The following is a 26,513-nucleotide window of genomic DNA, read 5'->3' as shown; positions in this document are numbered from 1 at the left end:
CCGTTGCAAAGGCGCCGCATGCAGTCCCGGTCATTTGTGAAGCCCGTCACAGTACCGGCCCCTCCCCCGAGAAGCTGAAGCGGTCGAACAGCTCCCGGCTGGACTGGTTTTCCATCAGCTCGTGGGCCACCAGCAGGCCGGTGGCGGACCAGGTCTGGTGGAAGTTGGCGCGGCGGCCGATGAGGCTGCCGCGGCGGCCGTCGTAGTACTCGGGCCAGCCGTCGCGCTCGATGCGCCGCCCCAGCAGCTCCACGGCCTGCTCGGCGAGGTTGAGCCGGCCGGTGCGCACGGCGGCGGCGACGAAGGGCCAGATGAGCACCGGCCAGTTGCCGCCGTTGTGGTAGGACCAGGCGCTGTTCTTGGGGTCGCTGCCGGTGAGGAAGGACCACTCGTCGCCGGTGACCGCCGGGTAGCAGATCTTCAGCGGTATCTCGCCCACCAGGTCGTCCCAGTGCTGGGCGTAGAGGTTCATGATGCCGTGGGACTCCTCGCGGGTGGCGAGCCCGAAGATGATGGCCAGCAGGTTGCCCTGGGCGAAGAAGCGGAAGTCCACCCGGCCCGGGCCCTGGTTGCCCACCAGGTAGCCGCTGCGGTCGTTCAGCCAGCCGTCCATCCACTCGGGGATGCTCTCGGGGTAGACGTTGAGGATATTGACCGCCTCGGGGCCGGCCTCCTCGCCGCGGAAGCGGTGGATCTCGTTAAGCCGCTCGCGGTCCACCCAGTAGTGGCGGCGCACGTAGCCGCGCAGGGCGCGGATGCGCACCGTGAGCGCCTCCTCGGTGGGGGCGTTGCGGGCCTCGGGGCCGCTGTCGCGCAACAGCTCGCGGGCGGTGAGCAGCATGCCGTAGTAGAGGGCCTGGATCTCGATGGGATGGCCGTAGACCCCCATGCGCCGGTCGATCATGAACGCCCCGTCGGGCACCAGCAGGGTGGGGGTGGACTCGAAGGTCTCGCGCAGGTAGAGGTCCAGCACCTGGCGCAGGCAGCGCTGCACCTCGGCGGAGTGCACCAGGGTGCAGTCGCCGGTGGCGATGGTGTAGGCGCGCAGCAGGAACACCCACCACATGGCCGAGTCCACCGGGATGACCCGGCCGATGGCCCGCTCGCCGAAGTCGGCGATGATCTGCTCATCGCCCCCTTCCTCCACCACCCGGAAACTGGCGGGCATGAGGCCCATGGAGCGGGGGTGGCCCGCCAGCACCGGCTGCTGGCCGCGCAGCTCCATCACCGTGACCAGGAAGTTGCGCACGATGGCCGGCTCGCCCTTCAGCAGGTAGTAGAGGGCCGAGGGCACGAAGTCGCGCACGAAGCACTCGTGGTAGTTGGCCGCCTCGGGGTTGGCGTCGCAGGCCGCGGCGGTGCCCACCGGCTCGCCCCGGTAGCGGAGGATGGAGTGGTCCAGCAGCGCCTCGGCGCCGTTGATGAGTGCGTTCTGGTCCATGGGCTCAGCGTGGGCTCGGGTTGAGGGTGCGCGGCCCGTCGGCGGCGGGCTCCCGCCGCAGGATGGCGTCCGGCTTGTACTCGGGCTCCAGCGGCCGGCCGGCGGCCCGCTTGGCCGCGATCTCCTCCAGGGTCTTTTCGATGGCGAGGAAGCGCTCGGGGCTGGCGGGGTGGCTGGCCATGAGCCCGCCGCGGATGCTGGAGGGGTGCTCGGCGGCCATGCGGCGCCAGAAGTTGGCGGCGTTGTCGGCCGGCACCCCGGCGCGGGCCATGATGTAGAGGGCGATGTAGTCGGCCTCGGCCTCGAACTCCTTGGAGTAGGTCTGGGCGGCCAGGTTGCCGAACAGCCCCGAGGTGTTGACGCCGTAGACCGCCGCCAGGATGTCGAAGATGGAGCCGAACATGGCGTTGCGGCGCTGGGACTCAACGTGCAGCATGGCGTTGTGGGCGATCTCGTGGGCGATGACCAGCGCCAGCTCCCGGTCGCTGTCCACGAAGCGCAGCATGCCGCGGGTGACGAAGACGTTCTCGCCGTCGGCGTAGGCGTTCACCGCGTCCCCCCCCACCAGCGCCACGGGGCTGTCGCAGCCGGCGTCAGGGGTCACGTCGAGGAGCCGCTCGGCGCCGTCGCGGCGGACTTTGAACACCGCCGGGACGCCCGGCTCCAGCGCCTCGTCCAGCAGCTTGCCCAGCGCCTTTCCGGCCCCCTCGCCGGTGGGCGCGTCGCGCCCGGCCACCTGCAGCAGCACGTCGCCCTCCGCCATGCCCGCCCGCGCGGCGGGCCCCTCCGGCACCAGGAAGATGGCCCGGGGGGCCTCCCCCACGCCGAGCAGCTTCACGCCGGCGTCGCGGAACTCCTTGGTGAAGGAGTCGCGGTTGATGAAGGAGACGCCCAGGGTGGCGGTGGTCTTGTCGCCGCAGAAGGGGACGGCGGCGGTGATGAGGGGGTAGGCCACCCGGGACAGGCGGCCCTGGGCCTCCACCTGGCTGGACAGGGCGATCTCCCGCTGCCGGGCGGCCTCCTCCCGCACCAGGGCGTCGTCGAGGTCGGCGCGGCGGGTCGTCGGCGCGGCGCAGCCGGCCAGCAGCAGCGCCAGGGCGAACAGCGCGGAGAGGCGCCGGGCCGTGGCGAACGCGCCGGCGAAGTGTGCGACCGGGGTCATGGGCGGGCCTCCCGCAGCAGGATCACCAGGATCAGCAGCCCCAGCGACACCGCCCACAGCAGCAGGTAGCTGCGCATGGACTGCTGGGCCTTGCGCTTCTCGAGCCAGGTCCGGGGCCGGACGTGCTTGGCCAGCAGCACCAGCTTCGCCGCCAGGTTCACGCAGACCACGTTGGCGAGCAGGAGCAGGCCGGCGCCCGTGGCCATCTGCAGCTGCCCCGCGCCGAGCATCATGCCGAAGGTGGCCGTCGGCGGCAGCAGGGCGACGGCCACCATCACCCCCACCAGGACACTGGCCAGGCTGCCGGTGAGGGAGATGACGGCGGCGGCGCCGGAGGCCAGGGCCAGCGCCAGCGAGTCGAGCCCCACGTCGGTGCGGGAGAGCAGCTCGTGGCTGGCGAGCTCCAGGGGCCAGAGGAAGCCGATGGCCAGCGAGAGGGCGAAGGCGATGGCGAGCCCCGCGAGGTTGGCCTTCACGGCCCGCCAGATGAGGGCCTGGTCGCCCAGCGCCGTGCCCAGGGCCAGGGCCAGGTTCGGCCCCAGCAGGGGCGCGATCACCATGGCCCCGATGACCACGCCCACGTTGTCCTCGATGAGCCCGATGGCGGCCACCACGGTGGAGAGGACCACCAGCAGCAGGTAGTTGCTGTCCAGCCGCGTGCCCGCCTCGATGCGCTCGTAGAGCTCCTCCCGGGAGGCGGTCACCGGGTTCTCCGGCTCCACGGCCGGCTCCTCCGGGCGCGGCAGCACCGCCTCGATGTCCATCACCACGATCCGGAACTCCCCTCCGCCGAGGGCCCCCTGGAGGCTGTCGAGCGCCGCCTGCAGCTGTTCCGGGGCCAGCAGCAGGCGCACCACCGCGCGCCCCTGTTCGCCGGACCCCACGTCCCACCAGTCGGCCGCCAGCTGCTGCTCGGCGATGCCCTGGATGGTGTCGCGGTAGCCGCTCTCGGCGACAACTTCGACCAGTTTCACCGCCTCTCCCCCGCGCCGGCGCTCACTCGGTGTCCCCGCCTTCGGCCTCGAGGGCCGCCGGGTCGCGCACGGCGTGGCCCAGCTCCAGCTCCCGGGGAGTGGCGTCGCGGATGTCCAGCACCTCCAGGTGGAAGCGCAGGCGCAGCCCGGCGTAGGGGTGGTTGCCGTCGAGGGTGAGGGTCTCCCCCTCCACCCCGGTGACGCGGAACTTCACCACGTGGCCGTCGGGGGCCTCGCCGTCCACCTCCACCCCCACCCGCCGCCCCTCGGGCGGCAGCTCGGCGGCGGGAACGCTCAGCACCAGGTCCGGCTCCCAGGCGCCGAAGGCCTCGCCGGGGTCGAGGGTCAGCTCCGCCTTCATGCCCACCTCCAGCCCCTCCAGCGCCGCCTCCACCTTGGGGAAGGCGCCGCCGTAGCCGCCGTGGAGGTAGTAGAGGTCGTCGCGGTACTCCAGGGTGCGGTTGCTGCCGTCGTCGAACAGGGCGTAGCGCAGCCGCACCACCTTGTCCCTGCGCACGGCGGTGTACTTGGGCTTGCTGACGAAGTGGACGGTCTCGCCTGTCATGGGGCCGGCCTCCCGCCGGAGTTTGGCTCATTCCCGAGCCATGCGGTCTGATTTGTACTAGGATCGTGCCCTGACAACGCTAACCCACAACGACGGAACTGCCAATGCCGAACGCCATACGCATCCATGAACTGGGCGGCCCCGAGGTCCTGAGCTGGGAAGAGATCACCGTGGGCGAGCCCGGCCCCGGCGAGGTGCGCCTGCGCCAGACCGCCGTGGGGCTCAACTTCATCGACGTCTACTTCCGCACCGGCCTCTACAAGGCCCCCGCCCTGCCCTTCATCCCCGGGCTGGAGGGCGCCGGCGTGGTGGAGGCGGTGGGCGCGGGGGTCGACACCCTGGCGGTGGGCGACCGCGTGGCCTACGCCACCCAGCCCCTGGGCGCCTACGCCGAGGCGCGGGTGATGGCCGCCGACCGGCTGGTGAAGGTGCCCGACAGCGTGGACGACAACACCGCCGCGGCGATGATGCTGCAGGGCATGACCGCCCAGTACCTGCTGCGCCAGACCTACCCGGTGCAGGCCGGCCAGACCATCCTGTTCCACGCCGTCGCCGGCGGCGTGGGGCTCATCGCCTGCCAGTGGGCCAAGCACCTCGGCGCCACGGTCATCGGCACGGTGGGCAGCGAGGCCAAGGCGGAACTCGCCCGCGCCCACGGCTGCGACCACACCATCAACTACAAGAGCGAGGACTTCGTCGCCCGGGTGCGGGAGATCACCGAGGGCCGCGGCGTGCCGGTGGTCTACGACTCGGTGGGCAAGGACACCTTCATGAAGTCGCTGGAGTGCCTGTCGCCGCGCGGCATGCTGGTGAGCTTCGGCCAGTCCTCCGGCGCGGTGGCCCCGCTCGACCCCGGCATCCTGAGCGCCCGCGGCTCCCTCTACCTCACCCGCCCGACGCTGTTCACCTACACGGCGAAGCCGGAGGACCTGCAGGCCACCGCCCGGGAGCTGTTCGAGGTGGTGGGCGCGGGACACGTGAAGATCGAGGTGAACCAGCACTTCCCCCTGCGGGACGCCGCCGAGGCCCACCGGGCGCTGGAGGCGCGGCGCACCACCGGATCCTCGGTGCTGACGGTCTGAGCATGGTTGATTCTGAATAGACAGGATTGACAGGATTTTTCAGGATTTACAGGATGTTCGACAGGCGGAATGGGGTGAGGGACAAACCGCAGGGTTCTCCGGCCCCGTCGGCCCGAGCGGAGCCTGTGGGAGGCCCGCCCCCGGGGCGATGGGGCACTGGCCGGGGCCCATGGGCTCACCAACACCCGGCCCTGCCCAAAGCCCCCACACAGGATCCTGTCCATCCTGTTAATCCTGTCTATTCAACCCGCACTACCCCAGCAGCAGGCTGTCGTCGTCCAGGGCCTGGTGGCGCGCCTGTGCGAACAGCGCCACCAGGTCCGGCACCGCCAGCCCGGCCCGCTCCCCGCCGCTGACGTCCAGGGCGATGCGCCCCTCGTGCAGCATCAGGGTGCGGCTGCCCGCCGCCAGCGCCTGGCGCATGGAGTGGGTCACCATCAGGGTGGTGAGGCGGTGCTCCGCCACCACCCGCCGGGTGAGCTCCAGCACCATCTCCGCCGTGCGCGGGTCGAGCGCCGCGGTGTGCTCGTCCAGCAGCAGCACCCGGCTCGGCTGCAGGGTGGCCATGAGCAGGCTCACCGCCTGGCGCTGGCCGCCGGAGAGGCGGTCCATGCGCTCGGACAGGCGCGCCTCCAGCCCCAGCCCCAGCTCCGCCAGCCGCTCCCGGAACAGGTCCCGGCGGGCGCCGCCCAGCGCCCGGCGCAGGCCGCGACGCCGACCCCGGGCGTGGGCCAGGGCCAGGTTCTCCTCCAGGGTCAGCTCGGCGCAGCTGCCCGCCACCGGGTCCTGGAACACCCGCGCCACCCGCCCGGCGCGGCGGGCGGCGGGCCAGCGGGTGACGTCGGTCTCGTCCACCAGCACCCGCCCGGCGTCGGGTATCACCTCCCCGGAGACGGCGTTGAGCAGGGTGCTCTTGCCCGCGCCGTTGGAGCCGATGACGGTGACGAACTCCCCGGCGCCGATGGTGAGGTCCAGCCCCCGCAGCGCCGGGGTCTCCAGCGGCGTGCCGCGGGCGAAGGTGACCTGCAGCCCCTCGAGCCGGATCATTCCCCGCCTCCCCGGCTGAACAGCGCCCTGGTCGAGCGGCGCATGCCCGGCAGCAGCAGGGCCGCCACCACCAGCACCGCGGTGATGAGGTTCAGGTCCTGGGCCTTGAGGCCGATGAAGTCGGCGTTCAGCGCCAGGGCCACCGCCAGCCGGTAGACCACCGAGCCCGCCAGGCAGCCGAGGGTGGCCCAGAACAGGGTGCGGGGCGGCAGCAGCGCCTCGCCGCCGATGACCGCCGCCAGCCCCACCACGATCACCCCCACCCCCATGGTCACGTCCGCGCTGCCCTGGCTCTGGGCAAAGAGCGCCCCGGACAGCCCCACCAGGGCGTTGCTGAGGGCCATGCCCGCCAGCACCGCCGCGCCGGTCCCGATGCCCTGGGCGCGGGCCATGCGCGGGTTCATGCCGGTGGCGCGCATGGCCAGCCCCCGCTCCGAGGCGAGGAAGCGGTCCAGCAGCCACTTGACCAGCAGCACCCCCCCCAGCAGCACCAGCGGCAGGCGCACGTAGCCGGGCAGGGGCAGCGCCTCCAGCGGGGTGAAGACGGTGGGCTCCATCAGCAGGGAGATATTGGGCCGGCCCATGATGCGCAGGTTCACCGAGTACAGCGCGATCATGGTGAGGATGCTGGCCAGCAGGTGGAGGATGCCCAGGCGCACGTTCATCCAGGCGGTAACCAGCCCGGCGGCGGCCCCGGCCAGGAGCGCGGCCAGGGTGGCGAGCCAGGGATTCCAGCCCGAGACGATGAGGGTGGCGGCCACCGCCGCCCCCAGGGGAAAGCTGCCGTCCACGGTCAGGTCCGGGAACTGCAGCACCCGGAAGGAGAGGAAGATGCCCAGCGCCACCAGGCCGAACAGCAGCCCGGTCTCGACGGCGCCCAGCAGGGCGATGAGGCTCATGTGCGGATGACTCCGGGAGTGGTGTCTCGTACGGCGCGGAGTGCCGCCGGCGCCGGCCACGGGCAGTGTAACCGGGCGGGCGGAGTGATTTGAATGGACAGGATTTACAGGATGGACAGGATTCTGTGTGGGGGCTTTGGGCAGGGTCAGGTATTGGTGAGCCCATGGGCCCCATCGCCCCGGGGCGGGCCTCCCACCGGCCGCGGCCGGGCCGCCGGGATGGGATCGCCGGGGCGGGGCGTTCTCTCAGGAGGAGCAGCTGACGACGACCTGCGGCGCGCCCGCCGGGGGCGGGGCGGCATAGGCTTCCAGGCCCGGGCGCCCGGTCCAGGGATCGGCGAGCACCTCCATGAGGCGATCGATTTCCGCGAAATCCCCCGTGCGGGCCCGCTCGATGGCGTGCTGGGCCAGGTGGTTGCGCAGGACGTAGAGCGGGTTGACGGCCTCCATCGCCGCGCGGCGGGCGCTGTCGCCGACCGCCTCCGCGCGCAGCCGCGCCCGGTAGCCGGCGAGCCAGGCGTCGAAGGCGGCCCGGTCGGCGAAGCGGTCCCTCACCTTCGGGTGACGGTCGGTGTCGCTGCCGCGCACCTCGGAAAGCTCACGGAAAGTAAGGGTATAATCGGCCCCCGCGGCCGCCATCAGCCGCAGCAGCCCGGCGCTCAGCTCCGCGTCCTCGCGGCGCAGCTCCCGCAGCCCGAGCTTGGCCTGCATGCCGTTGCCGTAGTGGCGGTAGAAGGCGGGCTGGTAGGCCTCCAGCAGCGCCCTGGCGCGTTCGGCGGCGGCCTCGGGCGCATCGGCGTCGATGAGGGGCAGGAAGGCCTGGGCCAGGCAGCCCAGGTTCCACAGCCCGATGGCGGGCTGGCGGTCGAAGGCGTAGCGGCCCCAGTGATCGGAGTGGTTGCAGATGAATCCCGGGGCGTAGGCGTCGAGGAAGCCGTAGGGGCCGTAGTCGAGGGTCAGGCCGAGGATGGACATGTTGTCGGTGTTCATGACCCCGTGGGCGAAGCCCGCCAGCTGCCAGCGGGCGATGAGCGCGGCGGTGCGCTCGATGACCGTCTCCAGCAGGCGGGGGTAGCGGTCCGGCTCGCCCTCCAGTTCGGGGAAGTGGTGGCCGATGACGTGGTCGGCCAGCACCCGCAGGGCGTCGAAGCGACCGCGGTGGTAGTGGACCTCGAAGGATCCGAAGCGCACGTGGCTGGGGGCCAGGCGCACCAGGGTGGCGCCGGTCTCGATCTGCTCGCGGTAGACCTCGTCGTCGGTACCCACCAGGCACAGCGCGCGGGTGGTGGGGATGCCGAGCCCGTGCAGGGCCTCCGAGGCCAGGTACTCGCGGATGGACGAGCGCAGCACCGCGCGGCCGTCGCCGTCGCGGGAGTAGGGAGTGCGTCCGCCGCCCTTGAGCTGCACGTCCCAGCGCTCGCCGCGGCCGTTGACCACCTCGCCCAGCAGCAGGGCGCGGCCGTCGCCGAGCTGGGGGACGTAGTGGCCGAACTGGTGGCCGGCGTAGAGGGCGGCGATCGGCTCGGCCCCCGCCGGCAGCCGCGCGCCGCCGAAGTGCTCGGCGAAGTCGGGGCGCCGCGCCTCGCGCGGGTCCAGGTCGATGAGCCCGGCGGCGGCCGGGTTGAAATGGACCAGGTACGGCCGCCCGACCGGATCGGGGTCCACCGGGCGGTGGAAGCCCTCCGGCAGGCGGGCGAAGGTGTTGTGGAAGCGCAGTGATTCGAGGGTTTGCATGAGGCCATCGTGCCCGCCGCCGATGACCGGTTCAACCCGTGGAAAAACAGGTGTTTGAAGTCGATCGCAAAAGATGGTGAAGACCCCTTGACAGGGGTGGGAATTGGCCTGATATTTCGCGCCGTGATCGTGGTGTGCCCGGCACCCGATCGAGCGGGAAGCATCCGTCCGAGGTCCCTGTCCCGGGGGCCGTCAGGCCGCCGCCGAGGCGGCCTCCAGCCCAGCCAGACCCTCCATCCGGATCATGCGCCGCAGCATCGGCGTCCCGGCGCCCGGCACGACCCGTGCCGGCCCGGCGCCTCCCGGCCGCGGCATTATACTTGCGAGTATGGGCAACGTGATTAAACGCAAATCAACTCTGTTCCTGGTGCTCCTGGTGGTGTTCGCCAACCTGGGGCTGTGGGCCGCCATCAACTGGCCCGCCCAGGCGCCGGCCTGGAGCGGACCCATCAAGGGCGTCTCCTTCAGCCCCTATCGCCCCGGGCAGGATCCCCAGGCCGGCCGCTATCCCGGCGTCGAGGAGATGGACGCGGATCTCGCCCGGGTCGCCGGCATGGTGCGCAAGGTGCGCACCTACTCCTCCATCGACGGGTTCGAGAACATTCCGCGGCTGGCGGAGAAGTACGACCTGGCGGTCACCGCGGGCGCGTGGCTGGACAAGCGCGGCGAACGCAACGAGCGCGAGATCGTCAACCTGATCCGCAACGCCCGCACCTACAGGAACATCGACCGGGTCATCGTGGGCAACGAATCGGTGCTGCGCGCCGACCTCACCGTCCCGGAGCTGATCCGCTACCTGCGGCAGGTGAAGCGCGCCGTGAACGTGCCCGTGAGCACCGCCGAGCCGTGGCACGTCTGGCACGATCACCCCGAGCTGGCGCGCGAGGTGGACTACATCGCCGTGCACATCCTGCCCTACTGGGAAGGGGTGCCCCGCGCCGACGCCCTGGACCACGTGATGATGCGCTACCGCGACCTGCGCCGGGCCTTCCCCGGCAAGCCCATCCTCATCGCCGAGGTGGGCTGGCCCAGCGCCGGGCACCGCTTCGGGGGCGCCGAGCCGAGCCGGGTGGACCAGGCGGAGTTCGTCCGCGGCTTCCTCAACCTGGCCGCGCGGGAGCGCCTCGACTACTTCGTCATGGAGGTCTTCGACCAGGGCTGGAAGCGGGGCCTGGAAGGCGAGGTGGGCGCCCACTGGGGGCTGCTCGATGTGGAGCGGGAGCAGAAGTTCCCCTTCACCGGACCGGTGGCGGAGTACCCCCACTGGCAGTTCCAGGCGCTGCTCGCCACCCTGCTGGCGCTGCTGCCCATGATCTGGTTCCTGTGGCGCTGGCACAATATCGCCAACGCCGGCCGGCTGGTCTTCACCCTCCTGATCCAGGTGGCGGTCTCGCTGCTCATCTGGACCCTGTTCATGCCCGCCAACATCGAGATCGGCAAGCTGGGGCTGCTGATCTGGGGCGTGCTGCTGCCGGCCCAGCTGGCGCTGATGCTGGTGGTGCTCATCAACGGCTTCGAGCTCACCGAGCTGCTGTGGCGCAAGCGCCTCAAGCTGCGCTTCCCGGACAGCGAGCTGCGGCGCACCGAGAAGCTTCCCATGGTGTCGCTGCACCTGGCCATCTACAACGAGCCGCCGGAGCTGGTGATCCAGACCCTCGACAGCCTGGCCGCCCTCAACTACCCCGATTTCGAGGTGCTGGTCATCGACAACAACACCCGCGACGCCGCGGTGTGGCTGCCGGTGAAGGCCCACTGCGAGCGGCTCGGGCCGCGCTTCCGCTTCTTCACCCTGGGCCAGTGGAAGGGCTTCAAGGCCGGCGCGCTCAACTTCGCCCTCGGCCAGACCGACCCGCGGGCCGAGGTCATCGGGGTGGTGGACAGCGACTACGAGGTGCGCTCCGACTGGCTGCGGCGCCTGGCGCCCTACTTCCGCCGCCCGCAGGTGGGCTTCGTGCAGGCGCCCCAGGATCACCGCGCCTGGGAGCTGGACCGCTTCAAGGAGATGATCAACTGGGAGTATGCCGGCTTCTTCCACATCGGCATGGTCCACCGCGCCCAGCGCAACGCCATCATCCAGCACGGCACCATGACCCTCATCCGCCGCCGGGCCCTGGAGCGGGTCGGGGGCTGGTCGGAGTGGTGCATCTGCGAGGACGCCGAGCTGGGCCTGCGGCTGATGCAGGACGGCTACGAGTCGGTCTACGTCAACGAGCCCTTCGGCAAGGGCCTCACCCCCGACTCCTTCACCGGCTACAAGAAGCAGCGTTTCCGCTGGGTCTACGGCGCGGTGCAGATCCTCAAGTCCCACTGGCACGAGCTGCTGCCCTGGCACGAGGGGGGGCTGACCCTGGCCCAGCGCTACCACTTCGCGGCCGGCTGGCTGCCCTGGTTCGGCGACGGCCTGCACCTGGTGTTCAGCACCCTGGCGCTCGCCTGGACCGCGGGCCTGGTGCTGCTGCCACGCTACTTCGACTTCCCGCTGGCGGCGTTCCTGGTGCCGACGCTGGGCATGTTCGCCTTCAAGGTGCTCCACTCCCTGTGGCTCTACGCGGCCCGGGTGCGCTGCAGCCGGCGCCAGCGCCTGGGCGCGGCGGTGGCCGGCATGGCGCTGACCCACACCATCGCCCGCGGCGTCATCAAGGGGCTGCTCACCAACAACGCCCCCTTCTTCCGCACCCCCAAGTCCGAGGACAAGCCGGCGCTCATGGCCGGCCTGGCCATGGCCGCCGAGGAGCTGACCATGCTCGGCCTGCTCTGGGGCGGCTGCATCGCGGTGCTGGCCGTCTACGGCCCGAACCACCCCGAGGCGCTGCTGTGGGCGACGGTGCTGGCGGTGCAGTCGCTGCCCTACGTGGCGGCCCTGGCGCTGTCCATGGCCAACGCCTTCCCGGCCCAGGTGCCCATCGGCCTGCCGGCGCCGGAGGCGCGCAAGGCCCGCGCCCCGATGCCCGCCACCATCACCCGGACCACGGCCTGACCGGCGGCCCCGGGAACCCTTGTGGGAGGCGCGCCCTCGCGGCGCTTGGTTTTTGAATGGACAGGATTTACAGGAGTGACGGGATTCTGTGTGGGGGCTTTGGGCAGGGCCGGGTGTTGGTGAGCCCATGGGCCCCGGCCACGGCCCCATCGCCCCGGGGGCGGGCCTCCCACAGGCTCCGCTCGGGCCGCCGGGGTGTGCAGATAAATCTGCACCCACCGGGAGGCGCGCCCCGCCGCGACGGGGCTCAGCCCTCCCGCGACCGCGCCGCCTCCCGCTCCTCGCGCCAGGCCTGGGCGCGGGCGTACTGTTCGCGCAGGGAGGCCATCTGGGCCGAGAGGGCGGCGCAGGCCGCCTCGCCGTTGCCCTCCCGCAGGGCGGAGAGGATGCGCCCGTGCTGGGACAGCACCTCGGCGCGGTCGCGGAAGCGGTAGACCACCAGGTTCATGACCGGCTGCAGGGCCTCGATCACGGCGTACATCACGAACTCCAGCACCGGGTTGCGGGCGGCGGTCACCAGGGCGCGGTGGAAGCGCACGTCCGAGGCGCAGAACTCCTCGTCGGTGAGCGCCCCGGCCCGCTGCCGTTCCAGCTCCTCGGCCATGACCTCCAGCTCCGCGGCGGTGCGCCGCTCCGCCGCCAGGCGACAGCAGAGCAGCTCCAGCGACTCCCGCGCCTCGGCGATCTGGGGCAGCTCGAACTCCCCCAGGCTCACCATCAGGGTGGCGGCGGTGGCCAGCGCCCCGCTCAGCTCATCGCGTCCCGGGCGGTTGACGAAGGTGCCCCCCGCGGGCCCCCGGCGCGAACGCACCAGGTTCTGCGCCGCCAGCCGCTTGAGCGCCTCGCGGATGGTGGGACGGGAGACGCCGAAGCGCTCCGCCAGCTCCGTCTCGGTGGGCAGCCGGTCGTCCGCCCGCAGGCGGCCCTCCAGGATGGCGTCGCGGATGTTGTCGGCGATCTGCTTGGCCAGGCTCTGGGATTCCAGCGGTTGGTAGTCGAGGGACATGGTTCCGCAGCCTGTATTTGTAAAAAGACATAAAACAATATTTGTTTGACAAATACAAGCCCCGCTTCCAGACTGATGTCCACACAAGATTTCCCCCGGGAAACCCGTGCGGATGTCGCGCGGTATGCGGTACAAAGGCGGGGATTACCCGGATTGAACCAGCGGCGGCGCAGACCGCCCCCAGCAGCGGGACTGACTACCATGAGCCAGGAAACCTTCAGGGCCCTCGTCCTCACCGAGGAGGAGGGCGTCGTCAAGCACGCCATCCGCGAACTCACCAACGCCGACCTGCCCGAGGGCGAGGTGCTGGTGGACGTGGACTACTCCTCCCTCAACTACAAGGACGGCCTCGCCGTCAGCGGCAAGGGCAAGATCGTGCGCCGCTACCCGATGGTGCCGGGCATCGACTTCGCCGGGACGGTGCTCGAGTCGGCCAGTGCCGAGTGGAAGCCCGGCGACCGCGTGGTTCTCACCGGCTGGGGCGTGGGCGAGCGCTACTGGGGCGGCTACAGCCAGCGGGCGCGGGTGAAGGGCGAGTGGCTGGTGCCCCTGCCCGAGGGGCTGGACAGCCGCCGGGCCATGGCCATCGGCACCGCCGGGTTCACCGCCATGCTCTGCGTCATGAGCCTGGAGGATGCCGGGGTGCGGCCGGAGAGCGGCACCGTGCTGGTCACCGGCGCCGCCGGCGGCGTGGGCAGCGTGGCGGTGGCCGTCCTGGCGCAGCTCGGCTACCGGGTGGCCGCGGTCACCGGGCGCGAATCGGCCCACGGCTACCTGCACGGTCTCGGGGCGAAGGAGGTGGTGCCGCGCGAGGAGCTCTCCGAGCCGGGCCGCCCCCTGGAGGCCCAGCGCTGGGCCGGCGCGGTGGACACGGTGGGCGGCGACATGCTGGCCCGGGTCCTGACCGAGGTGAGCTACGGCGGCGCGGTGGCCGCCTGCGGCCTGGCCGGCGGGGCCAAGCTGAACACCACCGTGATGCCCTTCATCCTCCGCGGCGTGAGCCTGCGGGGCGTGGACTCGGTGATGTGCCCCCGTCCCCGCCGCGAGGCGGCCTGGCGGCGGCTGCTGACCGACCTGCCCATGGAGATGCTGGAGGAGGTTTCCCGGGTGGTGCCCCTGGCCGAGGTGCCCGAGCTCGCCCGCGAGATCCTGGTCGGCCAGGTGCGCGGCCGGGTGGTGGTGGACGTCAACGCCTGATCGCCCTGATCCACACCGTGGCTGTTTTGAATGGACAGGATTCACAGGATAGACAGGATTTTATTGGGTGGCTCCGGGTGGCGAGGCGGCAGGCCGCCCGCACCGGCATTGGGCCGGGTCCCATCGCCCCGGGGCGGGCCTCCCACAGGCTTCGGCCGGACCCGGGTGGGCGGCTACCCTTGTGGGAGGAGCGCCCTCGCCGCGATGGAAGTCGGGTACTGGCAGGGTCGCGGTGATTCCACATTCCCCGGCAGGATGCCACCTGTTGTCATCAAACGTCTCCGGCGCGATGGCATCCGCAACCGGCGCATACCCCACGCGCGGCAAGGATGAATCCCCGCCTCCGCCGCGGGTATGATGGGCGGCGCATCCCTTCCGCGCCGAGGAGCCGCCATGTCCCGCCCGATGTCACTGCTGTCGCTGCTGTGCCTGATCCTGCCCCTGGCCGCCGGTGCCCAGGAGGCGAAGTCGGTGGCCATCACCCAGATCGTGGAGCATCCCTCGCTGGATGCCTGCCGCCAGGGGGTGGAGGACGGGCTGGCCGAGGCGGGCTGGAAGGTTGGGGAGAACCTGGACTGGTCCTACGAGAGCGCCCAGAGCAATCCCGTCACGGCGGTGCAGGTGGCGCGCAAGTTCGTGGGCCAGGCGCCGGACGTGATCGTGGCCATCTCCACCCCCTCGGCCCAGGCGGTGGCGGCCGCCACCCATGACATCCCCCTGGTGTTCAGCGCCGTCACCGATCCGCTGGAGGCGAAGCTGGTGGCGAACCTGGAGCACCCGGGCGGCAACATCACCGGCACCACCGATGCCCTGCCCCTGGAGCGCCACCTCGACCTCATCGCCCGCATCAGCCCGGCGGCGAAGCGCATCGGCGTGCTCTACAACCCCGGCGAGGTCAACTCGGTGGCGACGGTGGAGCGGCTCAAGGCGCTGGCCCCGGACCGCGGACTGACCATCGTCGAGGGCGCCGCGCCGCGCACCGCCGACGTGCTGGCCGCAGCCCGTTCCCTGGTGGGCCGGGTGGACGCCCTCTACGTGCCCACCGACAACACCGTGGTGGCGGCGCTGGAGGGGGTGGTGAAGACCGGCTACGACGCCCGGCTCCCGGTCTATACCGCCGATACCGACTCGGTGGAGCGCGGGGCGCTGGCGGCGGTGGGCTTCAACTACTACGACGTGGGCCGCCAGACCGGGGCCATGGTGGCGCGCATCCTCGCCGGCGAGGCGCCGGGCGACATCCCCGTGGCGGCGGTGGAGAAGACCGAGCTGCACCTCAACCTGCGCTCCGCGGAGCGCATGGGCGTTACCGTGCCCGAGGCGGTGGTGGCGGAGGCGGCGCGCGTCATCCGCTGAGCCCCGCCGAATCCGCAGCCGCGACAAGAACGAACAATAACAACCGACGGAAGAGTCGCCATGGACAAGAAGCGCCGTCCGCTGCGGCTGGTGAAGAAGCGCCAGACCGCCGAGCACTGCACCTCACGGGGCTATTGCCTGCTGTCCGCCCTCGACCCCGGGCACGCGGAGCTCCTCAACGCCATCATCCGCACCCGCGGCCCCTTCCGCGCGGGCGATCGCATCTACCGTCACGGCGAGCCCTTCGACACGCTCTACTCGGTGCAGACCGGCTCGCTGAAGACCGAAATGGCCACCCGCGAGGGGCGGGCGCAGGTGAGCGGCTTCTACTTCGCCGGCGAGTTGCTCGGCACCGACGCCATTGGCGCCCGCACCTATCCCTCCGACGCCGTGGTGCTGGAGCAGACCTGGCTGTGCGCCATCCCGGCGCGCCAGTTCCTGGATCTCTGCGCGGGCAATCCGGCCCTGCAGGAGCAGCTCCTGGGGCGCATGGGCGACCGCATCCGCGCCGACGAGTACGGCTGGATGCTCAACCGCAACGAGCGCGCCGAGCAGCGGCTGATGATCTTCCTCCACGACCTCTACCAGCGCCGCGTGGTGCGCACCGGCAGGCGCACCACCGTGGTGGAGCTCACCATGCGCAAGGAGGATATCGCCAACTACCTGGGGCTGACGCCCGAGTCCCTCAGCCGGACCCTGCGCAAGCTGCAGGAGGCCGGGATCATCGACTCGCGCCTGCGGGCGATCGAGCTGCTCGACCTGGACGCCCTGAGCGCCGCCGACGAAACCTGAGCTTCGCCGGCCCCGGAACGATTCCCCGCGCCCGGCCGCCGGGAATGTGAACTTTCGTTGAATTCCCGCCCTGTTTGCCCCATTCGCCCCCCGCCGCCGGGCTTGGGGGCTGGCCGGTGCTAGGCTTGAATCTGCCACATAAAAAAACAAGAAGATGATTTGCAGGGGGAGCCATGGAGAAGAAACGCAACGGACTCAGGCTGGTGCAGTCGCGCCAGTCCTCGGAACACTGTGCGGCACGCAGGTTCTGCCTCGCCGGCTCCGTCGACAAGGCGTCCCTGCAGGCGCTGGAAGCGGAGATCAAGTCACGCGGACCCTACCAACAGGGCGAGCGCATCTACCGCCAGGGCGATTCCTTCCGGGTGATCTTCATGATCCAGTCCGGCACGGTGAAGACGGAGATCAACACCCGCGACGGCCGGGCCCAGGTGAGCGGATTCCACCTCCAGGGCGAGCTGCTGGGCGTGGAGACCATCGGCGGCGGGCGCCATCCGTGCGACGCCGTCGCGCTGGAGCGGACCTGGTGCTGCGCCGTGCCCGTGGAGCGATTCCTCAAGGTGTGCAACGCCTGTGGGGAGCTGCAGAAGGAGCTGCTGCTGCGCCTGGGACAGCGCATCCGCGATGACGAGTACGGCTGGATGCTCAACCGCAACGAGCGCGCCGAGGTCCGGCTGGTGAGCTTCCTCTACGACCTCTACCAGCGCATGAACCTGCGCCACGGCGAGTCCTCGGGCAGGATGCGGCTGCCCATGCACAAGGAGGACATCGCCAACTATCTCGGCCTCGCACCCGAGTCCCTCAGCCGCACCTTCCGGCGCCTCCAGAACGAGGGGGTTGTCATCAATCATGGCCGAACCGTGGAACTCCTCGACATCGAGGCGGCGGCGGCGATAGCCAGCCGCTGACAGTCCGGGGCGTTACACACCGGCGGCCTGTACTCCCGGCGATTGCGCCTTTGGCCAACGCCCATCGAGGCGGCGGCGATAGGGATCCGGGCCAGTGCCGGCGGGGGGCGGCCCGCCGCCTCGCCGCCCGGAGCCCCCGGACCGGAATCCGGTCCATCCTGTAGATCCTGTCCATTCAAAGCGACTTGCGGTTGCCGCCGGGGTTGCGTTTAATCTCCCCTCCGCCACACCCTTCAGCGACCCGAGACACGGAAAATCCATGCCCCGATTCAGCGACCGACCCGGCGCCCGCGAGCGCCACCTCCAGCGCAAGTGCGACAACCCGCTCTTCCCGCCCGCCGCCCGGGCCGTCAGCCAGGACCAGGTCACCCTGGCCCGCCAGGAGGACGTGGGCGAGCTGCAGGCGTTCCAGGCGGAGCTGCGGGAGGCGGTGGAACAGGCGGTGAACCTCAGGCCCACCGAGGAGAGCGAGGTCATCCTCCGCCTCAAGGAGCGGCTCGACCGGCTCTACGAGCAGGCCGCCGGGCTGCGGGAGGACCAGGCCCAGGCCAGGCAGGCCCTGCGCCAGCTGGTGGCCGTGGTCATGCGGGCGGTGTGGAAGGGGGCCGGGGACGACGCCCGGGCCCAGGCCGAGCTGGAGGAGGAGGAGCAGGCCCGCGCCGCCCACTACGCCCTGCTGGAGCAGCCGCTGGTGGCGGACCTGCTGCGCCCCGACTCCCCCATCACCGCCGGGGAGCTGGCGCCCACCCTGCTCAGCGCCGATGCCGAGGCCCTGGCCGCCGCCCTCACCCTGTTCGACGCCGACCAGATCGAGGCCCTGTGCGGCCAGGCCCGCCTCCTGCTGCAGGAGCAGCCGGCCGGGGACCCGCGCATCGATCAGGCCTGGCTGCGGCTGCGGCAGATGGAGTCGGCAGCAGCCGGCGGCGCAGCCGCGACCCACTGAGACCAAAGGGCTCCCGGTGCGCGCGGCGCACCCTACCGGCTGCGGCCGGGCTCCCGGTGCGCACAACGCACCCTACCGGCTGCGGCCCGCTCCCGGTGCGCGCGGGGCACCCTGTCCATGTGAATTACGCTCAGGCGATTATCCTTTCCCGTAGGGTGCGCCGCGCGCACCATCCCCCCCCCGCGCCCTGTCCCCCGTCCCCTTTTGTCACCCACCGGTCACACAACCGGTCTATGCTCGTTCGTGTGAATAAAGAGACGAAGCAGAGATTACCGGGCCGGGCTCCGCGGAGCCGGTGGCCCGACGACATGGAGGAGACGACCATGCAGCATGACGCGCACCACGCGGGGACCCGCGGCGAACACCGGCATCCGGTGGATTTCGATGTCTACATCCGCTTCCGCAACTCCCGCCCCTTCCCGGCCCGCGCCCGCGCGCTGTCGGCGGGCGGCATGGGGCTGGCCGCGGAGTCGGTCACCCTGCCCCCCTACACCATCGTGGAGCTGCAGTTCCACCTGCGGGAGACGCGCTACCAGGTTCAGGCGATGGTGGTGCACACCTCCCCCGGGAACCTGTCGGTGGTGTTCCGCGAGCCCCAGCCGCAGGCCCTGCGCCAGGCCGAGTCCCTGTGGCCCGGCGACTGGAACGGAAAGCCGGGCCTCGACCCCCAGCCCCTGCGCGCCTGACCCGCCCGCCCCCGAAGCGGCCTGAATCCCGGCCGGCGCCGGGCTACAGCGGCTGGCCCGGGAGCCACTCGCGGCGCACCCGGCCGTTGAGGCTGAGCCGCCCGTCCGCCAGTTCCAGGTGCGCCCGGTAGGCGCCGTCCGCCGACTCCACCACCCCCTCGTCCACCAGCCCCTGGATCTGCTCATCCACCAGCAGCGCCACGGCCCGGGTGATCTCCTCCGCCGAGGGCGGCGGCTCCTGGGCTTCCGCCAGGACCCGCAGCTGCGGCTCGATGGTGGCGGCGAGCACCGCCCGCAGCGCCGTCTCCGGCGCCTCGACCCGCGCCTCTCCCGCCAGCCTGGGGATCAGCGTCCCGACGCTGTCCGGCACGGCCCCGCCCGGCGCGGCCGTGTAGGCCAGGCGGCCCTGCAGGCGGACCGCGCCCCCGGGCGTCCTGAACTCCAGGCGGGTAATCTCAATCTCCGGCGAGCGGGCCAGCAGCCGCGGCAGCGCGTCCTCGATCATGGCGCTCATCATCGCCATGAGCTGCTCCTCGTCGAGGGCCAGGGCCTGCAGCTGGCGGGTTCCCTCCACCACCTGGGCATAGGCGGCCGCATCGAGGCGCCGCAGCTGCAGTTCCAGGCGGCCGGAAGCCATGCGCAGCGGACCGAACACCCCCTCCGCCAGCGCCGCGTCCGCGCCCAGGGTCAGCAGCCCGTCCACTTCGCGCAGGGCGGCCCGCTGCCGCAGGCCGCGCACCAGCAGGGCCGCCTCCCCCGGCTGCGCGGACTCCGCGTCCGGCACCCGCAGTTGCAGCAGCTCCAGGCCCAGCTCCCCCTCACCGAGCCACAGGCCGCCCGTTCCGCGCCGGTAGTCGCCCGTGGCGATCACCCCCTCGAGCGCCAGGTCCACCTCCCCCGCCGCCAGTGCCAGGGCAGGCAGCTGCAGACGGCTGCGCACGCGGCGGCCGTCCGCCGACAGGTCGATGGTCCCGTCCAGCCCCCCCCAGCGCAGGCTCGAGCCGGGCAGTCCGCGGACCCCGCCCTGGTAGGCGGGAGAGCCGAGCCGGGTGGTCGAGGTCCCGTCGAGGGCCAGCACGGTCTCCGCCCGCAGGGGCGCCTCCGTGCCGAAGTAGAACCTTGCCGCCTCGTCCCAGGGCGGCTGCAGCTCCAGCCGGGTTTCCACCTGCGCCAGGATCGGTTGCCAGCCGTGCCCCGGGCGCAGGGGCAGGGCGTGGCGGATGCGCTGGTCCAGCAGCAGGGTCGGCGGCGCGCCATCCTCCGGGAGATCGGCCGCGAGGCGGGCCGCCCGGGCCAGGTCCCCCTCCAGGACCAGCCGGGTCCGGGCCCGGGAGCAGATCCAGCCGCGCGCGTAGCTCTCCGGCTCCAGATGGTAGCTGCCGGGCACCGAGGCGGCCGCCAGCAGCGCCGCGAAGCGGCTCTCGGCCACCAGCCCCAGGTTGTACGGCACCAGGGCCGTGGCGGCCGCCACCAGCACCCAGACGGCCATTGCCGCCAGCTTCCATCTGCCCATTCCCCGCTCCTCCCCCTGTGTGCCCAGCGCCGATGGGCGGCGCGGGCATTCCTGCCTCCCGGCCTTCGACACGCGAACCGGGCTTTGTCGGCTCCCGGGCCTGTATTACCATCCGGACCATGAGCCGGAACCCACGCCTGGAATCACTGGTCCGCGACACCCTCGGCTGCACCTGCCCCGAGGAGGTGTTCCGGGACATCGACGAACTTCCGCCCGCCCCGGACAGCCCCGTGACCCGGTCCTGGGTGATCGGCGACCGACTCATGATCCAGATCCTGCCCACCGACGACGCGCGGGCCCTGGCGACCCGGCTGCCGGAACTGCTCACCGCGGCGCGCCGCGAGCGCGACCGCCGCGGCCTCAACCGCGCCCGGCTGGTGATCGCCAGCGACGACCCCGCCGCGCCGGGGCTCGAAGTCATCCCCCTGCCCGACGACCGCATCCACCTCCACGTCCTGCCGCGCGCGGCGCTGGCCGGGCTGGGGGGTTAGTGTACTGTGCCTTGTCCTGGCACTTTCGGGGGGCTCTGAAAGTACCTCCAAGAGTGGCGCAGCACACTAGTAGGGCCGGATTCATCCGGCCGGGCACGGCCCCTGTTGTGCAGATGAATCTGCACCTACCGGCAACCGGTAACTGAACCCTCACCACCCGCCGCCGCCGCCGCCACCGCCGCCGCCGCCGGAGCTGCCGCCACCGCCGCCGCTGGAACCCGACGAGGAGCCCGGGGCGGTGGAGGCGGAGGCCGCGGCTGAAGCCACGCCGGCGCCCAGGCCGGCGGCGAAGCTGCCGGCATGCAGGCCGTCCCAGCCGGTGCCCCGGTACCAGCCCGGCCGGTAGGGATGTTCCGCCGCGGCGGCGCCGGCCAGGACATCGGCGAACCGCTCCGACCAGGCCTGCTCCACCCCCAGCGCCATGGCGTAGGGCAGGTAGCGCTCGTAGAGCTCGGGCGTGCGCTCCGGACCCTCGAGCGTCCGCAGACGGTCACCCTCCGCCACGCTCAGGTACATGCGGAAGCCCGCGATCTGGTCCATCAGCCGCCGTCCCGCCCGGGTCGGCGCCTTGAGCAGGTGGTGGAACAGGATATTGAGCCCCACCAGCCCCAGCAGCAGGACCGCCACCGCCCAGGAGGTGGTCAGCACGTACATGCCCAGCGCCATCACCTCGAAAAAGCCGAAGGCGACGACCATGATCCAGATCCGCTGCGCCACCAGCATGAAGACCCCGAAGCTCCAGCCGGTGAGCCAGACGGTGAGGAAGAGGAACGCGGCGGGGTCCTGGGCCACCGGCAGGCCCGCGCCGAGCAGCGCGGCGGCGGAGAGCGCCAGCCCGGGCACCAGGTAGCCGCGGTTGTTGCTGAAGTGGGTTTTCTGGTGCTCGCCCTCCAGGGCCGTCTTCAGGGCCTTGATGGCGGAGGAGACGATCTGGTGGTTGGATTTCTTCAGCGCCACGCGCTCGCCCTTGTCGAAGAGCTTCTTCGCCAGGGCCCGCTCGCCGCGGGAGAGTCCCGCCTCGCCGGCGCCGGGCTTGCGCTCCAGCACGTAGCTGTGCCGGGACGGCTCGGAGATGGAGAGATAGCCCTTCACCGCCAGGCTGATGAGCGCGGCGGCGAAGGCGCGGTTGTCGAAGCCCATGCGGTCGAGATAGCGGGCGCCCGCGGCGGAGACCCCCGCCGGCGGCTCGTAGAGCGGGATCACCGGCCCGCCGAGGGGATCGCGCCCCACCCGCGACCAGGTGACGAGGTAGAAGCCCGCCACGACCGCCAGCCCCAGCGCCCCCAGCAGGGCGCCGCGGTTGTCGCGCAGGAACCAGCCCGCCCGCTCCATGCCGGTGGGCTCGCGCACGTAGCCCTTGGGCCAGGTCACCACGATGGTGAGGCCTTCCCGGGGGCGGAGGCTCCTGGTGGTCTCGAACACCGCCCGCCCCGCGCCGTCCGCGCGGGCGCTCCAGTCGCTTCCCTGCGCCCCCTGCGGGCCGGTGTAGGCGATGAGCTCGCCGGCCGGGGCGCCCCCCGGCAGCGTCACCCGCGCGCTGGCGTGATCGATGGGGAAGTCCCAGCCGTTGCCGGTGACGTTCCAGTAGAGCTCGTCATGGTCGTCGAAGAACCCCAGCTGCCGATCGGTGCGGTAGCTCAGGGTGTAGGTGTACTCGCCGGTGGACAGGAATACGTCGCTGCGCCCCAGGTAGACGCGCACGCCGTTGGAGAGCGCCTCGGTGCGCCAGTTCTCCTGGGCCCCGTCGCGGGCGGCGGCGAGCACCTGGAAGTCCACCACGGTCTCGCGGCCGAAGCGGTCGCGGTAGCGGGTGGGAAAGTCGCGGTAGATGCCGCGGCGGATATTGTCCCCCTCGGCGCGCACGGCGATGGTCTCGCGCACCACCATGCTCCCGTCGGGGTCGATGGTGATGTCGCTGTGGAAATCGAGAATGCGCTCGGCCGCGAGGGCGGGGGAGAGGACGAGCAGGAGCGCGACGAACAGGAGCGGACGGAACCTCACAGGCGCACCTCCGGGGGTTGGCGCTCGGCGGCCAGCTCCACCTCGAAGTACTCCGCCGGGCGGAAGCGGAACAGCCCCGCCACCAGGTTGCTGGGGAAGGACTGCACCAGCACGTTGAGCTCGCGCACGGCGCCGTTGTAGTAGCGGCGGGCGTACTGGATCTGGTTCTCCGCCTCGGTGAGCCCCTGCATGAGCTGCAGGTAGGTGTCGCTCGCCTTCAGCTCGGGGTAGGCCTCGGCCACGGCCACCAGGCGGCGGATATCGCGGGTGAGGCGGCTCTCGGCCTCCCCCACCGCGCCGGGAGTCAGCTCCGCCTCGCCGGAGCGCAGGGCGGTGAGCCGTTCCAGCACGCCGCTCTCGTAGCCGCCGTAGGCCTTCGCCGCCTCCACCAGGTTCGGGATCAGGCTGTGGCGGCGCTTGAGCTGCACCTCGATGCCGCTCCAGGCCTCCCGCACCTGGTTGCGCCAGCGCACCAGGCGGTTGAAGAGGACGATCCCCCACACCGCCAGGGCCAGGAGCGCCGCGGTGAGGAGGAATTCGCTCACGGGCGTCTCACCCTTCCAGCTGCCGCAGGGCCAGCGCCACGAAATCGGCCTCGGTCACCAGGCCCACCAGGTTGCCGGCCTCCACCACCGGCAGGCAGCCGTGCTTGTGCTCCAGCAGGTGGCGCCCGGCCTCCGCCAGGTCCACGTCCGGATCGACCCCGGTCACCGCCCGGTTCATGGCCGTCTCCACGGGGATGCCGGCCCCATCGGCGGACGATCCCGTGGCGGCCAGCAGGTCACGCTCGGTGAGCAGGCCCGCGAAGGCGTTGCCGGCGTCCAGCACCGGCAGGTGCCGGACCTGGAACTTGTCCATCAGGGCACGGGCATCGGCGAGGCTGTCGCCGACCCCGATGGTGATGAGATGGGTGCTCATGATCTCCCGCACTGTCGCCATGACCGTCTCCCCGGCTCAGAGGACATCCCAGCGCTGTTTCCGGCGCCAGCGGATCTTGGGAATGATGAGTCCGATGAGGATGCCGAGCAAGACCACGCCGGCCCCCACCATGAACCAGTCGCGGGCGGTGCGATCGGACAGCGCGGTGTTCTGCTCCTGCAGGGTCAGCAGCTCACGCTCCAGCGAGGCCACGCGGCCCTTGAGCTGCTGGTTCTCGGCATCGATGGAGAGCACGTCGGCGGCCGCGCGCTTGATGCTGGCCAGCTCCTGGGACAGGCGGGCGTTCTCGTCCTCCAGCTGGCCGCGGGCGCCGGTGACGGTGTCGCGCTCCTGGGTGAGGGCGGCCAGCTCCTGCTTGAGCTGGCGGTTCTCCTCGTCCAGGGCGGCCAGGCGATCGGCCTGGGCGGCGATGCGCTCGCGGGCGGCCGGCTCGCTCATCAGGTAGCGGGTCAGCACCCAGCCCTCGGTACCGTCGCGGGTGCGTACGTGCGAGTAGCCGGTGTCGCGGTCGTTCTCCATCACGTCCACCGCCGTGCCGCTCTGCAGCATGCGTTTGATGGAGTGCTGGGTGCTCTGACCCGTGCGCATGGTCACCGACAGCTCATCGGTGATATAGCGGACCTGCTGTGCTCCGGCCAGGGCGGGCAGCAGCAGGCAGGCGATGATCAACAGTCTTTTCAACATCGGCACCTGTCGTCTTGTTTGTTTGCAATGAGTGGGTGTGCGGTCCAGCAGCCTGTCGGACTCGAGGCTGATCTACTGCGCCGGCGGGAGAGCGGTCCATATGAACCCGATTTTTCGTTACATAGAACCACTATGCGCCTCAAAATCGGCCCCATCTGTTCTCGCTCTCCCACTCGGCTCGCTACGATCGCTCAAGTCCGACAGGCTGCCAAAGCCGGGGAGGCGGGTCACTGCAGGACTCCCCTCCCTGGGATTCGGGCACGCATGCCAGTGTACCGCGTCACGGGCACCGGCCCGTACCCTCAGTCACGGATCCACCGGATGCCGGGGCCGGATTGCCAACGTGCGGCACACTCTTCGCCGCATTAATATAACCCAAACCCCGGCAAAGCCTCACCCGGCGCTGCGCAGGACACCCTCCGACCCGACGCTCCCCCGATCCCGATTGATCCGGGCGGTCAAGGGTGGAATCATCCGGCCAGGATCCTGAGGAGCGGGAACGCCCATGGCTGTGGAAGCGGAGCTGAAGCTGGCCCTCCCCCCCGGTGAGCACGACCGGGTGGTTCATCATCCCCTGCTGCGGCGGCTGGCCTCGGGAGCGCCCCGGGAACAGGTGCTCCACAGCACCTACTACGACACCCCCGAGCTCGATCTGCTCCGCCAGGGCGTGGCCCTGCGGGTGCGCCGCGACGGGGAGCGCTGGATCCAGACCCTCAAGGGCGGCGGCGGAGTCAGCGGCGGACTGCACCGGCGCAGCGAGTGGGAGTGGCCCATCCCCGGCGCCGAGCCGGACTACTCGGTCATCGACGATCCCGAGGCCGCCGGGTTTCTCGCCGACCCCGACCTGCGCGGGCGGATCGCGCCGCTGTTCGTCACCGAGTTCCGGCGCACGCGCTGGGACCTGGCGCCGCCGGGCGGGGGCCGGGTGGAGCTGGCGCTGGATCTGGGCGAGGTCCGCTCCAGCCACGGCAGCGCACCCATCAGTGAACTGGAGCTGGAGCTGAAGTCCGGCGCCGTGCCCAGCCTCTACGAGATCGGCATCGCGCTGGTCCGCGACCTGCCCCTCACCATCGAGAACCGCAGCAAGGCCCAGCGCGGCTACGCCTTCCACCGCCCCCAGCCGCAGCCGTCCCGGTCCGCCCCCAACCTCGCCCTGGGCCGCGGGACGCCCCTCGGCGAGGCCCATGCCGCGACCCTCGAGGCGGGACTCGCCCACCTGCAGGCCAACGAAGCGGCCATCCTGGCCGGCAACGGCCTGGACGCGGTGCTCCAGCTGCGCGCGGCGATGGAGGGACTGGTCTCGGTCCTGGGCCTGTTCGAGCCCCTCATCCCGGAGCACGCCGGCCTGCTGGAGGACCTCGAGTGGCTGGAGCGGCGCCTGGCGCCGGTGCATTACTGGATCGCGCTGACGGAAACGGGCATCGCGCCGCTGGTGCGGGCCTGCCCCGACTGCGCCGGCCTGGAGCGGCTGGCGGTCCACTGCGCCGGGCAGCGCGACCAGCGCCTGGAGGAGCTGCGCCAGGCGCTGCGCTCTCCGCGCCAGACCCTGCTGGTGCTGACGCTCGGACACTGGATAGCGGCCCGGAGTTGGGAGCAGGCGGCCGCCGCGGAGACGCTGGAGGCGCCCCTCGGACGGCGCGCGGACGAGGCCCTGGAGCGGCTCAGCCGGCAGCTGCGCCGGCGCGGTCGCCAGGTCCGCGACCTGAAGACCCAGGAGCGACGCACGCTGCGGCTGGACGCGGCGCGGCTGCGCCATGCCTGCCACGTCCTGGCGGGGCTCTACCCGGTGCCCGCCCGCCTGCACCACATGGCCGCGCTGGAACGGCTGCAGGAGACCCTGGAGGCGATGCGCGACACCGACCGCGCCACCGCGCTGCTGGACGAGCTGCCCGCCTACCTGGAAGAGGACCTGCGCCCGCTGCTGGAGGAGAACCTCGCCTTCCACCGGCGCACCTGGCTGGACGCCGCCGAGCGCGCCTGGCGCGACCAGCGCGGGCAGGAACGGTTCTGGCAGAGGTAGCGGTTTCCCGTGTTCCGTGTTCCGTGTTCCGTGTTCCGTGTTCCGTGTTCCGTGTTCCGTGTTCCGTGTTCCGTGTTCCGTGTTCCGTGTTCCGTGTTCCGT

General features: G+C 71.5%; 23 protein-coding genes. 10 read left to right on the top strand and 13 right to left on the bottom strand.

Annotation, left to right across the window (positions count from 1 at the left end; all coding sequences use genetic code 11):
* Nucleotides 1–46: 46 nt before the first annotated feature.
* Genes DFQ59_RS15205 through DFQ59_RS15190 form a run of 4 tightly spaced genes read right to left on the bottom strand, consistent with a single transcriptional unit; the run spans nt 47 to nt 4,142 of the window.
* Entirely contained in the window at nt 47–1,441 is a 1,395-nt protein-coding gene (locus DFQ59_RS15205; protein ID WP_114280578.1) for a glycoside hydrolase 100 family protein, read from the bottom strand.
* A gap of 4 nt (nt 1,442–1,445) precedes the next feature.
* Nucleotides 1,446–2,603, bottom strand: a complete 1,158-nt coding sequence (locus DFQ59_RS15200; protein WP_114280577.1) for a M48 family metallopeptidase — start codon at nt 2,601–2,603, stop codon at nt 1,446–1,448.
* Entirely contained in the window at nt 2,600–3,577 is a 978-nt protein-coding gene (locus tag DFQ59_RS15195) for a TIGR00341 family protein (RefSeq protein WP_114280576.1), read from the bottom strand. Before DFQ59_RS15195 ends, DFQ59_RS15200 begins: the two co-directional genes overlap by 4 nt.
* A gap of 22 nt (nt 3,578–3,599) precedes the next feature.
* Nucleotides 3,600–4,142 (bottom strand): FKBP-type peptidyl-prolyl cis-trans isomerase, encoded by a 543-nt coding sequence (locus tag DFQ59_RS15190; protein WP_114280575.1) that lies wholly within the window; start codon nt 4,140–4,142, stop codon nt 3,600–3,602.
* A 104-nt stretch (nt 4,143–4,246) separates the two neighbouring features.
* Between DFQ59_RS15190 and DFQ59_RS15185 the strand changes: the two genes are divergently transcribed.
* Nucleotides 4,247–5,224 (top strand): quinone oxidoreductase family protein, encoded by a 978-nt coding sequence (locus DFQ59_RS15185; RefSeq protein WP_114280574.1) that lies wholly within the window; start codon nt 4,247–4,249, stop codon nt 5,222–5,224.
* 252 nt (nt 5,225–5,476) lie between these two features.
* Here DFQ59_RS15185 and DFQ59_RS15180 read toward each other — a convergent pair whose 3' ends face one another.
* The 3 genes from DFQ59_RS15180 to DFQ59_RS15170 all read right to left on the bottom strand — a co-directional run bounded on the left by DFQ59_RS15180 (nt 5,477) and on the right by DFQ59_RS15170 (nt 8,904).
* Entirely contained in the window at nt 5,477–6,271 is a 795-nt protein-coding gene (locus DFQ59_RS15180; RefSeq protein WP_114280573.1) for an ABC transporter ATP-binding protein, read from the bottom strand.
* Complete coding sequence (locus DFQ59_RS15175; RefSeq protein ID WP_114280572.1) at nt 6,268–7,170, bottom strand: ABC transporter permease; 903 nt, start codon at nt 7,168–7,170, stop codon at nt 6,268–6,270. The genes DFQ59_RS15180 and DFQ59_RS15175 overlap by 4 nt, the downstream gene beginning before the upstream one ends.
* A 246-nt stretch (nt 7,171–7,416) precedes the next feature.
* Complete coding sequence (locus DFQ59_RS15170; RefSeq protein ID WP_114280571.1) at nt 7,417–8,904, bottom strand: protein adenylyltransferase SelO; 1,488 nt, start codon at nt 8,902–8,904, stop codon at nt 7,417–7,419.
* Nucleotides 8,905–9,241: 337 nt separating this feature from the next.
* Between DFQ59_RS15170 and DFQ59_RS15165 the strand changes: the two genes are divergently transcribed.
* The gene (locus tag DFQ59_RS15165) at nt 9,242–11,881 is read left to right on the top strand and encodes a glycosyltransferase (protein WP_211314963.1); all 2,640 of its coding nucleotides are present in this window, start codon (nt 9,242–9,244) and stop codon (nt 11,879–11,881) included.
* A 247-nt stretch (nt 11,882–12,128) separates the two neighbouring features.
* On the opposite strand, the gene DFQ59_RS15160 is transcribed toward DFQ59_RS15165, so the two are convergent.
* Nucleotides 12,129–12,887, bottom strand: coding sequence for a FadR/GntR family transcriptional regulator (locus DFQ59_RS15160; RefSeq protein WP_114280569.1), 759 nt, complete (start codon nt 12,885–12,887; stop codon nt 12,129–12,131).
* Nucleotides 12,888–13,088: 201 nt separating this feature from the next.
* Between DFQ59_RS15160 and acuI the strand changes: the two genes are divergently transcribed.
* From acuI to DFQ59_RS15130, 6 genes are all read left to right on the top strand, one after another.
* On the top strand, nt 13,089–14,084 hold the full coding sequence (gene acuI / locus DFQ59_RS15155) for an acrylyl-CoA reductase (NADPH) (protein ID WP_114280568.1): 996 nt from the start codon (nt 13,089–13,091) through the stop codon (nt 14,082–14,084).
* A gap of 393 nt (nt 14,085–14,477) precedes the next feature.
* Nucleotides 14,478–15,437 (top strand): ABC transporter substrate-binding protein, encoded by a 960-nt coding sequence (locus DFQ59_RS15150; RefSeq protein WP_114280567.1) that lies wholly within the window; start codon nt 14,478–14,480, stop codon nt 15,435–15,437.
* Nucleotides 15,438–15,497: 60 nt separating this feature from the next.
* A complete protein-coding gene (locus DFQ59_RS15145) occupies nt 15,498–16,229 on the top strand; it encodes a Crp/Fnr family transcriptional regulator (protein ID WP_114280566.1) in 732 nt (243 codons plus the stop codon).
* Nucleotides 16,230–16,402: 173 nt separating this feature from the next.
* The gene (locus DFQ59_RS15140; protein WP_114280565.1) at nt 16,403–17,134 is read left to right on the top strand and encodes a Crp/Fnr family transcriptional regulator; all 732 of its coding nucleotides are present in this window, start codon (nt 16,403–16,405) and stop codon (nt 17,132–17,134) included.
* 259 nt (nt 17,135–17,393) lie between these two features.
* Nucleotides 17,394–18,077 carry a hypothetical protein gene (locus DFQ59_RS19925; RefSeq protein ID WP_170142186.1) on the top strand — a complete coding sequence of 228 codons (684 nt, stop codon included), beginning with the start codon at nt 17,394–17,396 and terminating at the stop codon, nt 18,075–18,077.
* A 323-nt stretch (nt 18,078–18,400) separates the two neighbouring features.
* Nucleotides 18,401–18,763, top strand: coding sequence for a PilZ domain-containing protein (locus DFQ59_RS15130; protein ID WP_170142185.1), 363 nt, complete (start codon nt 18,401–18,403; stop codon nt 18,761–18,763).
* 43 nt (nt 18,764–18,806) lie between these two features.
* Here DFQ59_RS15130 and DFQ59_RS15125 read toward each other — a convergent pair whose 3' ends face one another.
* A complete protein-coding gene (locus DFQ59_RS15125; RefSeq protein WP_114280563.1) occupies nt 18,807–20,276 on the bottom strand; it encodes a YdgA family protein in 1,470 nt (489 codons plus the stop codon).
* Between the two features lie 119 nt (nt 20,277–20,395).
* Here DFQ59_RS15125 and DFQ59_RS15120 point away from each other — a divergent pair, with 119 nt between their 5' ends.
* Entirely contained in the window at nt 20,396–20,767 is a 372-nt protein-coding gene (locus DFQ59_RS15120; RefSeq protein ID WP_114280562.1) for a hypothetical protein, read from the top strand.
* Nucleotides 20,768–20,917: 150 nt separating this feature from the next.
* On the opposite strand, the gene DFQ59_RS15115 is transcribed toward DFQ59_RS15120, so the two are convergent.
* The 4 genes from DFQ59_RS15115 to DFQ59_RS15100 are packed head-to-tail and all read right to left on the bottom strand — an operon-like array spanning nt 20,918 to nt 24,388.
* Entirely contained in the window at nt 20,918–22,768 is a 1,851-nt protein-coding gene (locus tag DFQ59_RS15115; protein ID WP_114280561.1) for a DUF2207 domain-containing protein, read from the bottom strand.
* Nucleotides 22,765–23,313 (bottom strand): LemA family protein, encoded by a 549-nt coding sequence (locus DFQ59_RS15110; protein WP_114280560.1) that lies wholly within the window; start codon nt 23,311–23,313, stop codon nt 22,765–22,767. The genes DFQ59_RS15115 and DFQ59_RS15110 overlap by 4 nt, the downstream gene beginning before the upstream one ends.
* Before the next feature lie 7 nt (nt 23,314–23,320).
* Nucleotides 23,321–23,707, bottom strand: coding sequence for a CBS domain-containing protein (locus DFQ59_RS15105; RefSeq protein ID WP_114280559.1), 387 nt, complete (start codon nt 23,705–23,707; stop codon nt 23,321–23,323).
* Between the two features lie 15 nt (nt 23,708–23,722).
* Nucleotides 23,723–24,388 carry a TIGR04211 family SH3 domain-containing protein gene (locus DFQ59_RS15100; RefSeq protein ID WP_170142184.1) on the bottom strand — a complete coding sequence of 222 codons (666 nt, stop codon included), beginning with the start codon at nt 24,386–24,388 and terminating at the stop codon, nt 23,723–23,725.
* Nucleotides 24,389–24,896: 508 nt separating this feature from the next.
* Here DFQ59_RS15100 and DFQ59_RS15095 point away from each other — a divergent pair.
* Nucleotides 24,897–26,411 (top strand): CYTH and CHAD domain-containing protein, encoded by a 1,515-nt coding sequence (locus tag DFQ59_RS15095; RefSeq protein WP_114280557.1) that lies wholly within the window; start codon nt 24,897–24,899, stop codon nt 26,409–26,411.
* The last annotated feature ends 102 nt before the right edge of the window (nt 26,412–26,513 follow it).

The sequence above is a fragment of the Thioalbus denitrificans genome (assembly GCF_003337735.1).
GTDB classification, from domain to species: domain Bacteria; phylum Pseudomonadota; class Gammaproteobacteria; order DSM-26407; family DSM-26407; genus Thioalbus; species Thioalbus denitrificans.
The sequence above is the reverse complement of the archived record's forward strand: the minus strand, read 5'-3'. Positions and strand labels throughout refer to the sequence as shown.

Bases quoted from the DNA above. Each gene is read 5' to 3' on its own strand.
- DFQ59_RS15205 (WP_114280578.1), bottom strand. From the start codon at position 1,441: ATGGACCAGAACGCACTCATCAACGGCGCCGAGGCGCTGCTGGACCAC.
- DFQ59_RS15200 (WP_114280577.1), bottom strand. From the start codon at position 2,603: ATGACCCCGGTCGCACACTTCGCCGGCGCGTTCGCCACGGCCCGGCGC.
- DFQ59_RS15190 (WP_114280575.1), bottom strand. From the start codon at position 4,142: ATGACAGGCGAGACCGTCCACTTCGTCAGCAAGCCCAAGTACACCGCC.
- DFQ59_RS15185 (WP_114280574.1), top strand. From the start codon at position 4,247: ATGCCGAACGCCATACGCATCCATGAACTGGGCGGCCCCGAGGTCCTG.
- DFQ59_RS15180 (WP_114280573.1), bottom strand. From the start codon at position 6,271: ATGATCCGGCTCGAGGGGCTGCAGGTCACCTTCGCCCGCGGCACGCCG.
- DFQ59_RS15175 (WP_114280572.1), bottom strand. From the start codon at position 7,170: ATGAGCCTCATCGCCCTGCTGGGCGCCGTCGAGACCGGGCTGCTGTTC.
- DFQ59_RS15170 (WP_114280571.1), bottom strand. From the start codon at position 8,904: ATGCAAACCCTCGAATCACTGCGCTTCCACAACACCTTCGCCCGCCTG.
- DFQ59_RS15160 (WP_114280569.1), bottom strand. From the start codon at position 12,887: ATGTCCCTCGACTACCAACCGCTGGAATCCCAGAGCCTGGCCAAGCAG.
- acuI (WP_114280568.1), top strand. From the start codon at position 13,089: ATGAGCCAGGAAACCTTCAGGGCCCTCGTCCTCACCGAGGAGGAGGGC.
- DFQ59_RS15150 (WP_114280567.1), top strand. From the start codon at position 14,478: ATGTCCCGCCCGATGTCACTGCTGTCGCTGCTGTGCCTGATCCTGCCC.
- DFQ59_RS15145 (WP_114280566.1), top strand. From the start codon at position 15,498: ATGGACAAGAAGCGCCGTCCGCTGCGGCTGGTGAAGAAGCGCCAGACC.
- DFQ59_RS15140 (WP_114280565.1), top strand. From the start codon at position 16,403: ATGGAGAAGAAACGCAACGGACTCAGGCTGGTGCAGTCGCGCCAGTCC.
- DFQ59_RS19925 (WP_170142186.1), top strand. From the start codon at position 17,394: ATGCCCCGATTCAGCGACCGACCCGGCGCCCGCGAGCGCCACCTCCAG.
- DFQ59_RS15130 (WP_170142185.1), top strand. From the start codon at position 18,401: ATGCAGCATGACGCGCACCACGCGGGGACCCGCGGCGAACACCGGCAT.
- DFQ59_RS15125 (WP_114280563.1), bottom strand. From the start codon at position 20,276: ATGGGCAGATGGAAGCTGGCGGCAATGGCCGTCTGGGTGCTGGTGGCG.
- DFQ59_RS15120 (WP_114280562.1), top strand. From the start codon at position 20,396: ATGAGCCGGAACCCACGCCTGGAATCACTGGTCCGCGACACCCTCGGC.
- DFQ59_RS15105 (WP_114280559.1), bottom strand. From the start codon at position 23,707: ATGGCGACAGTGCGGGAGATCATGAGCACCCATCTCATCACCATCGGG.
- DFQ59_RS15095 (WP_114280557.1), top strand. From the start codon at position 24,897: ATGGCTGTGGAAGCGGAGCTGAAGCTGGCCCTCCCCCCCGGTGAGCAC.